Source organism: Streptococcus sp. 1055 (assembly GCF_013276815.1).
Classification (GTDB): domain Bacteria; phylum Bacillota; class Bacilli; order Lactobacillales; family Streptococcaceae; genus Streptococcus; species Streptococcus pseudopneumoniae.
In genome coordinates, this window is record NZ_VMLT01000072.1 from 1 (window position 1) to 9272 (window position 9272).

7 protein-coding genes and 1 pseudogene are annotated in these 9272 nt (G+C 41.4%); 2 read left to right on the forward strand and 6 right to left on the reverse strand.

Annotation, left to right across the window (positions count from 1 at the left end):
* Positions 1-184: 184 nt before the first annotated feature.
* Positions 185-987, forward strand: a pseudogene (locus tag HT699_RS06935) (IS5 family transposase).
* Positions 988-1132: 145 nt separating this feature from the next.
* On the opposite strand, the gene aguB reads toward HT699_RS06935, so the two are convergent.
* Genes aguB through HT699_RS06965 form a run of 6 tightly spaced genes read right to left on the reverse strand, consistent with a single transcriptional unit; the run spans position 1133 to position 7804 of the window.
* Positions 1133-2008: an N-carbamoylputrescine amidase gene (aguB, locus tag HT699_RS06940; RefSeq protein ID WP_023937523.1), complete on the reverse strand. Its 876-nt coding sequence runs from the start codon at positions 2006-2008 to the stop codon at positions 1133-1135.
* 9 nt (positions 2009-2017) lie between these two features.
* Complete coding sequence (aguA, locus tag HT699_RS06945) at positions 2018-3103, reverse strand: agmatine deiminase (protein ID WP_172934206.1); 1086 nt, start codon at positions 3101-3103, stop codon at positions 2018-2020.
* On the reverse strand, positions 3100-4227 hold the full coding sequence (nspC, locus tag HT699_RS06950; RefSeq protein ID WP_172934207.1) for a carboxynorspermidine decarboxylase: 1128 nt from the start codon (positions 4225-4227) through the stop codon (positions 3100-3102). The genes aguA and nspC overlap by 4 nt, the downstream gene beginning before the upstream one ends.
* Positions 4227-5486: a saccharopine dehydrogenase family protein gene (locus HT699_RS06955; protein ID WP_172934208.1), complete on the reverse strand. Its 1260-nt coding sequence runs from the start codon at positions 5484-5486 to the stop codon at positions 4227-4229. Before HT699_RS06955 ends, nspC begins: the two co-directional genes overlap by 1 nt.
* Complete coding sequence (speE, locus tag HT699_RS06960) at positions 5483-6343, reverse strand: polyamine aminopropyltransferase (RefSeq protein ID WP_172921921.1); 861 nt, start codon at positions 6341-6343, stop codon at positions 5483-5485. The genes HT699_RS06955 and speE overlap by 4 nt, the downstream gene beginning before the upstream one ends.
* The gene (locus HT699_RS06965) at positions 6344-7804 is read right to left on the reverse strand and encodes an aminotransferase class I/II-fold pyridoxal phosphate-dependent enzyme (protein ID WP_172921920.1); all 1461 of its coding nucleotides are present in this window, start codon (positions 7802-7804) and stop codon (positions 6344-6346) included.
* Positions 7805-8512: 708 nt separating this feature from the next.
* On the opposite strand from HT699_RS06965, the gene HT699_RS06970 reads away from it, so the two are divergent.
* On the forward strand, positions 8513-9208 hold the full coding sequence (locus tag HT699_RS06970; RefSeq protein WP_172921919.1) for a VIT family protein: 696 nt from the start codon (positions 8513-8515) through the stop codon (positions 9206-9208).
* The last annotated feature ends 64 nt before the right edge of the window (positions 9209-9272 follow it).

The following is a 9272-nucleotide window of genomic DNA, read 5'->3' on the forward strand; positions in this document are numbered from 1 at the left end:
CTCTTTGATGTAATCTAATTCTCGATGTTTAAAATCTGTACTATATGCCATAGCTTTATTATAACATGCTTGTTTGAAACTAAGAAAATATCAAAACTCCATAATTGTTTTTCTAAAATACAGCTTTCAAATATCCTTAAATATAATAGACTTCCTGCGAAACAAAACATGGTATAGTAGTTCTATGAATTATGAAGCAAGTAAACAACTAACTGATGCACGATTTAAGCTCCTGGTTGGTGTTCAGCGCACGACTTTTGAAGAGATGTTAGCTGTATTGAAAACAGCTTATCAAGGTAAACACGCAAAAGGGGGACGAAAACCTAAACTAAGCCTAGAATACCTTCTTATGGCGACTTCAATATGTGCGAGAATATCGAACTTATGAACAAATTGCGGCTGATTTTGGTATCCACGAAAGCAACTTAACCCATCGGAGTCAATGGGTTGAAGTAACTCTTGTTCAAAGTGGTTTTACGATTTCAAGACCTCCTCTCAGTTCTGAGGACACGGTAATGATTGATGCGACGGAAGTAAAAATCAATCGCCCTAAAAAAACAATTAGCGAATGATTCTGGTAAAAAGAAATGCCACGCTATGAAGGCTCAAGCGATTGTCACAAGTCAAGGGAGAATTGTTTCTTTGGAGATCACTGTGAACTATTGTCATGATATGAAGTTGTTCAAAACGAGTCGCAGAAATATCGGACAAGCTGGTAAAATCTTGGCTGACAGTGGTTATCAAGGAATCATGAAGATAGATCCTCAAGCACAAACTCCACGTAAATCCAGCAAACTCAAGCCGCTAACAGCTGAAGAGAAAGCCTGTAACCATGCGCTATCTAAGGAGAGAAGCAAGGTTGAGAACATCTTTGCCAAAGTAAAAACGTTTAAAATGTTTTCAACAACCTATCGAAATCATCGTAAACGCTTCAGATTACGAATGAATTTGATTGTTGGTATTATCAATCATGAACTAGGATTCTAGTTTTGCAGGAAGTCTAGTATAAAATACGGACTAATCAAGATAAAAGAATAGTGAATCATAAAAATCGATTTACTAGATACCATAGTATCTTATAGTTGCTAATAAGAAGTTAGTCTAGCAGAATGAACCTCTCATTTCTCCCCTACTAGTCCGTAATTCGTTGATACATTTCTGGTCTTCTATCTCGAAACAAGCCCCAGTTTAGGCGTTCACTTGCTCCCTTGTCTAGGTCATAAGTAGCTAACAGAACAGCTTCTTCTTGTCTTTCAGCTCGTTCTAGAATAGCTCCTGTTTCATCCGTCATAAAGGAGGAACCGTAGAAGTCAAGACTGGAACTCTGTCCGCCATTTTCCTCACTAGGCGTGACCTCTTCCAATCCATAACGATTGGCTGAGATGACTGGAACAATATTTGCTGCTGCGTGTCCTTGCATGGTACGTTGCCAATGACCACAACTATCCGTATCTAAAATTGGCTCTGAACCAATGGCTGTAGGATAAAAGAGCAATTCAGCACCATTTAACGCAAGACAGCGGGCTGTTTCAGGGAACCATTGATCCCAACAGATACCGATCCCGATCTTGGCATAGAGAGTATCCCAGACCTTGAAACCTGTGTTGCCAGGTGTGAAATAAAATTTTTCTTGATAATAATGGTCATCTGGTATGTGGGTCTTTCGATAAACACCCAGCACCTCACCATCTGCATCAATGACGGCAATAGAGTTATACAAGACATTACCATCTTTTTCATAGAAACTGATTGGTAAAACGACCTTTAGCTCCTTGGCAATGGTTTTAAAATGCTGAATAGCTGTATTGTCTGTCACCGACTGGGCATGCTGGTAGTAGTCATACTGACGTTCCTGACAGAAATAGGGACGTTCAAACAACTCGGGCAAGAGAATAATTTGTGCGCCTTGTTCTGCAGCCTGACGTACTAAACGCTCTGCGGTTTGAATATTTGTTGCCACATCCTTGGCGCATTGCATCTGAATGGCTGCAACTCTTACATTTCTCATCTTTTTCTCCTATTCTGGGATTTGTTGGGTGATACAGTGGATATTGCCACCACCTAAGAGAATATCTCTGGCTGGAATTCCGACAACTTTACGGTCTGGGAAACACTCACTGAGAATATCTAAGGCTACTTGGTCGTTTACATCCTCAAACTGTGGAACCAAGACAGCCTTGTTGGCGATATAAAAGTTTACGTAGGAAGCTGCTAGTCGTTCACCTGCGTATCGCTCTTCTTCTCCTTCTTCATAGATGTAGCCTGGCAAATCTTCTTCTGTCACAACTTGTCGAACTGCAGGGATAGGCAATTTATGAATGGTGAAGTGACAACCTTTTGCATCTGTTTCTTGCTCTAAGAATTCGAGATCTGCTTTTGACATGGCATACTGAGGATCGTTTTGATCATCTGTCCAAGCCAAAACAAGCTCTGCAGGACCAACAAAGGCTGAAACATTGTCAACGTGTTCATTGGTTTCATCCTGATAAATACCATAAGGAAGCCAAATAACTTTTTCAGCGCCAAGGCACTCTAATAAGGTATTTTCGATTTCCTCTTTACTAAGATGAGGATTGCCACCAGGACTAAGCAAACAACTTTCAGTCGCGAGAATGGTTCCTTGACCATCGCTATGTATCGCTCCGCCTTCTAGGACAAAAGGTTTGGCATCATAAACAGGCATTTCCAAGGCCTCAGCAAAATTACTGGCTACTTGATCATCATCTTCATAGTCTTGGTAGAGACCATCTACAGCTCCACCCCAAGCATTGAAAGACCAATCCACGGCTAATTTCTGGCCTTTATCATTGACAAGAATGGTTGGGCCAGTATCACGCGCCCAGGCATCATTGGTGGGAATGTCTAAATAAACAACCTTGTCTCCAAGATAAGATTGGGCTTCAGCTAAGTAGTCTTGGTCCACCAAAAGATAGACTCTTTCTCCTTCTGCTATGGTCTTAATAATCTGGCTGAAAGCTCTTTTAGCAGCCTTTCCTTGAAAAGGCCATGATCCTGGTCGAGTCGGCCATATCATGAGGGTACCATGGTGTGCTTCGTACTCTGCTGGCATGCGATAGCCTAATTTTTTGGGACTTTCCATCATGATAATCTCCCTTTAAAATCTTGATAGCCAAATGCTTTGACTAAGCTACAGTCTCCCTGTTCGTCCATGAGATAGAGACTTGGCAATCCAATACCATTAAAGGTATTATTTTTGACAAAAGAATAAATGGCCATGTCTTGAAAATAAAGTCTGTCTCCGATTTGAACTGGATTTTCAAAGCTATAGTCTCCAATTACATCGCCCGTCAGACAAGTATTGGAAGAAAGTCTATAGGTATGGGCTTTTTCCTGTGCCTCAAAGCCATTTCTCAAAGGTGGACGATAGGGCATCTCAAGTACATCAGGCATATGGCAGGTCGCAGAGGCGTCTAAAACCAAGATTTCCATACCGTTTTCGACAATATCTAATACCTCAGTTGCTAGATAACCCGCATTGAGCGCAATGGCTTCACCCGGCTCGATATAGATTTCAAGATTGTAAGTTTTTCGGATACGCTTGATTTCTGAAATCAGCAAATCTACATCATAGTCTTCTCTTGTAATGTGATGGCCGCCCCCCATATTGAGCCATTTGACCTCATGCAAATAGGAACCAAACTGCTCTTCTACTGCTTTCAAAGTTGTCTCTAAATCATCTGCACCCTGCTCGCAAAGGGTGTGAAAATGAAGACCATCCACCAAATCCAGCAAATCACTAGGAATTTTATCTAGTGTAACGCCAAAACGAGAACCAGGTGCACAAGGGTCATAGAGCGCATGGTCACCCTGTGTTGAACATTGAGGATTGAGACGTAAACCAATACTGATACCAGCATCTCGACAACGCGGACCGTGTTTACGCAACTGTCTCTCTGAGTTAAAGACGATATGGTCTGTTATCCCAAGCAATTCCTCCATGTCCTCATCCTTGAAAGCTGGTGCAAAAACATGGACTTCACCAGGAAATTCTTCCCTAGCTAGCTTAGCTTCATAGAGACCACTTGCAGTTGTACCAGATAGATACTGGCTAATCAAGGGATAGGTTTTGTAAAGGGAATATGCCTTCTGGGCAAGCAAAACCTTGCAGCCTGCTTCTTCTTGTACATAATGTAAGATACGACAATTGGCTTCTAACTTGGCCAAGTCAATGACATAGGCTGGTGTTGGTACTTGTTCTAGCTTCATTAGTCCACCATTTGTGGATTTTCAACCACAACCCAAGGTAAACCATACTCATTCAAAGCTTCCATGAATGGATCTGGATCCAATTCTTCAAGGTTATACACTCCAGCTTGTTTCCAAGTACCGTTCATAACCAATCTTGTTCCAATCATGGCTGGAACGCCAGTCGTGTAAGAAATAGCTTGTGAACCAACTTCCGCGTAACATTCCTGATGGTCGCAGACATTGTAGATGTAGATGGTCTTTTCAACGCCATCTTTTACACCTGTAAAGATACATCCAATATTGGTTTTACCTACAGTAAGTGGGCCAAGGCTTGCAGGGTCTGGAAGCAAGGCTTTTAAAAATTGAATCGGAACGATGTCTTGTCCATTGAAGTTAATGGCATCCGTACGAAGGAGACCAACATTTTCCAAGCATTTCATATGCGTTAGATAAGATTGACCAAAAGTCATAAAGAAACGAATACGTTTAACACCTGGAATGTTTTTCGCCAATGATTCAATTTCTTCATGGTGGAGGAGATACATATCTTTTTGTCCAACTTGAGGGAAATCGTACTCGCGCTTGATAGACATGGCTTCAACTTCGACCCATTTTCCATCTTCCCAGTAAGAACCTGGTGCAGAAACCTCGCGTAGATTGATTTCTGGGTTAAAGTTTGTCGCAAATGGATAACCGTGGTCACCACCATTACAGTCTAAAATGTCGATATAATGGATTTCATCAAAATAGTGTTTAAGGGCGTAAGCTGAAAAGACACTAGTCACACCTGGGTCAAAACCAGAACCAAGAAGAGCAGTCAAGCCTGCTTCTTTGAATTTTTCCTGATAAGCCCATTGCCATGAGTAGTCAAAGTAGGCTGTAAAACCAAGTTCCTTGCAGCGTTTTTCGTAGATAGCACGCCATTCAGGGTCTTCTGTATCTTCTGCTTCGTAGTTGGCTGTATCGATATAGTGAACACCTGTTGCCAAACAAGCGTCCATGATAGTTAAATCTTGATAAGGCAGAGCTACATTCAAAATAGCTTCTGGTTTGTAGCTTTCAATCAGGGCAATGACTTCTTCAACCTTGTCAGCATCAAGAGCAACTGTCTCAATCTTTGTACTTGTTTTGCCTTCTAGCTTCGCTTTCAAGTCATCACATTTTGACTTAGTACGGCTAGCAATCATAATCTCTGTAAAGGTTTCGCTATCTTGACAAATCTTTGAAATAGCAACTTGGGCAACACCCCCACAACCAATAACTAGTAAACGACTCATTTTTTTCCTTCCTCTTCTTCTAAAATGTCCTCAACATACTTGGGCAACATAAAGGATCCCACGTGTAAGTTTGCAGTGTAGTATTCTGTGAAAAGCTGGCGTTTTTTCCAACCTTCCCTGTCAAAATCTTTGACAGGGTGGTATTTTTTCGATGCAAATCCAAACAACCAATAGCCAGCTGGGCTAGTTGGAATATGGGCCTGATAAACCCGACTGATTGGAAAGGCTTGATTGACCTTGCGGTGCATGCTTCGGCAGGCCGACTCATCCTCGTCAAAGAAAGGACTCCCATGCTGGTAAATCATGATACCGTCTTCTTTCAAGGCTCTGTAACTGTTACCGTAAAATTCCTTGGTAAAGAGCCCTTCCGTATGTCCAAATGGATCTGTCGCATCGTTGATGATAATATCATAGTCATCTTCGCAGTTTCGCAAAAAGCGTAGCCCATTTTGATAGTAAATGGTAACACGAGGATCATCTAGCCCTGCGGCAAAATCTGGGAAATACTCACGACAGACTTCAACCAACATCTCATCTGGTTCCACAATGTCGATTTGTTCCAATTCTGGATAGAGTGTTAATACTTGGGCAACACCACCGTCGCCACCCCCTATTACCAAAACTTTCTTGGGATTGGGATGCACAGCCATGGGGACGTGAACCGTCATTTCGTTGTAGACAAAATCATCCGCATCTGAAAACAAGACATGCCCATTTAAAATCAGTATTTTCCCAAAAGCTGGGGTATCCAAGACTTCGATATCCTGCCATTCACTTTTACCAGCGTAGAGTTGCTTGGCTGTTCTCAGGGACAATTTCACATCTGGAGTATAAACTTCAGAAAACCATAAATCCATCTAGATCTCCTTTCTCTTAATGACGTTGATGTGATTGACCTCTGGATCTTCCGTCCCTTGGAGGGAGCAACCACGTTCCTTGGCAAATTGGACATAATCCACAATCTCTCGTGTAATGCGTTCACCAGGAGCCAAGATAGGAATCCCTGGAGGATAGCACATGACAAATTCCCCGCAGACTTGTCCAACAGACTCATCTAAGGTCAAACTTTTTCTCTCTGAATAAAAGGCTTCCTGAGGAGATAACACCAACTCGGGCTGAATATATTCTCCTGCTATCAAGTCCTTCCCATCTCGTGAATAGAGTCTCTTAATATCAGCTAAAGCACCAACTAATCGTTCAATGTCTTGGATACGGTCACCAATCGAAATATAGGCCAAGATATTGCCAATATCACCAAACTCAATCTGAATGTCGTATTCGTCTCGTAAGAGGTCATAAACCTCGATACCTGTTAAGCCAATACCCTGAGTGTAAACTGACAGCTTGGTTACATCAAAATCACAGACCGACACACCGTCTATTAACTCTTTTGAGTAGGCATAGTAACCACCGATAGCATTGATTTCACGACGAGCATACTCTGATAACTCAATGACTTTCTCAAACGACTCTTTACCACGAAGGGCCAAGTTGCGACGTGAAATATCTAAACTAGCCATCAACAAGTAAGAGGCAGATGTTGACTGGGTCAGGTTGATGATCTGACGAACATACTCAGGGTTCATCTGCTCCCCGATTAAAAGAAGTGAACTTTGGGTCAAACTCCCACCAGACTTATGCATGGAAACTGCAGCCATATCAGCATCTGCATCCATAGCAGAAATTGGAAGTTTATCAGTAAAATGTAAGTGTGCTCCGTGGGCCTCATCTACCAAAACCATCATACCAGCTTCATGAGCCATTTTTGTCAATCCCCTTAGGTCTGAACAGATTCCGTAGTAAGTAGGATTGTTAATCAAAATGGCCTTGGCATCTGGATGATCCTTGATAGCCTGGGCTACACGGTCATTTTCAAGACCTAAAGCGATACCAATCTTAGGATCTACACTCATCTCGATATAGATGGGAATGGCACCACATAGAACCAGCGCATTGATAGCAGATTTATGGACATTGCGTGGCAGAATAATCTTATCTCCAGCCTTGCAGGTTGACAGAATCATAGTCTGTACCGATGAAGTTGTTCCCCCAATCATTAGAAAGGCATGGCTAGCTCCAAAAGCATCCGCCGCTAGCTCCTCTGCATCCCGAATAATCGAAATGGGGTGACCAAGATTATCCAAGGGTTTCATCGAATTGACATCAATGCCAACACATTTTTCACCTAAGAGTTCGACAAGTTCTGGATTTCCCCTTCCACGCTTGTGACCTGGAACATCAAAGGGAACAATCCGTTTCTTGCGTAACTTCACCAAGGCCTCATAAATTGGGGCTTGGTTTTGATCTAACTCTTTCAAGACATACTCCTTTCAATATTTTTAGGACCTTATGAAAACTAAGGAACTAAAGGTTGACTCATGAAAAAAGAGCAGGTTTTCACCTGCTCTGCAATCTTCTGACGTTTTTATGTTTGTTTCTGTTGAGTATGTCTGTTCCCGATGTTTCCTAACTCTCTAGTAGCAAATATTACGTACTTTATTGATCGTTTCACAAGATGACGTGTGCTTTCACCACACTAAAAATTTATGAATTAGGACAAGTGTCCTAACATCAACTTATAAAAGTAGGCTTTTAACCCTATCAATAATGTGGTTTTTCAACCACGCTTCGGCATTCAACCCTGCCTGTCCGTAGGCATTTTTTACTCGGGTTTATATTTGCTAGAAAACATCTTCTCATTTTCTAAGCTCCATTACTATATCATGTTTTTAAGAACTTGTAAAGCGGTTTACGAAAAAAATATAAAAAAGTTCGCAAAATATTTGGATTTTGTTTGATTTAATACTCATTATTCTCTTGCAAACGATTATAAAGTGAACAAAATGATTTTCATATTTAATTTAAAATTTTTTATGCAATTCTATACTCTTTACCTTCGGTGTTTGATCTATTAGAGAAGATGTCGACATTTTTATATCATTAAAATCGTGCAACTTTTTTCAGATATTTTTAAAAGATTGATTTCATTACCTCTTTCCTTTATACTGGATAAGAAGGAGATTAGTATGTCAGAAACAAATCACGAAATCGATTCAAATTTTGCAGGTCGTTTAAATATCCTGCGTGCTGGTGTTCTTGGTGCTAACGATGGAATTATTTCCATTGCTGGTGTGGTTATCGGAGTTGCTAGTGCCACGACCAATATCTGGATTATCTTTTTATCAGGATTTGCAGCTATCTTAGCTGGTGCCTTTTCAATGGCTGGTGGAGAATATGTATCCGTTTCAACTCAAAAAGATACTGAGGAAGCAGCCGTTGCGCGTGAGCAGCTCTTGCTAGACCAAGATATGGAACTAGCCAAAAAGTCCCTCTATGCTGCCTATATCCAAAATGGAGAATGCGAAACCTCTGCTCAACTTTTGACCAACAAAGCCTTTTTAAATAATCCACTCAAGGCTTTGGTAGAGGAAAAATACGGTATTGAGTATGAAGAGTTTACCAATCCTTGGCATGCTGCTATCTCTAGCTTTATTTCTTTTTTCCTTGGTAGCTTACCACCAATGCTTTCAATTACCATTTTCCCAAGTGAATACCGCATCCCTGCTACTGTCCTGATTGTCGGTGTAGCCCTTCTTCTCACTGGTTACACTAGTGCCAGACTTGGAAAAGCCCCAACCAAAACGGCTATGATTCGGAACCTAGCTATTGGTCTCTTGACCATGGGCGTTACCTTCCTGCTCGGACAACTTTTCAGCATTTAATACTCTTCGAAAATCTCTTCAAACCACGTCAGCTTCGCCTTGCCGTATATATGTTACTGACTTC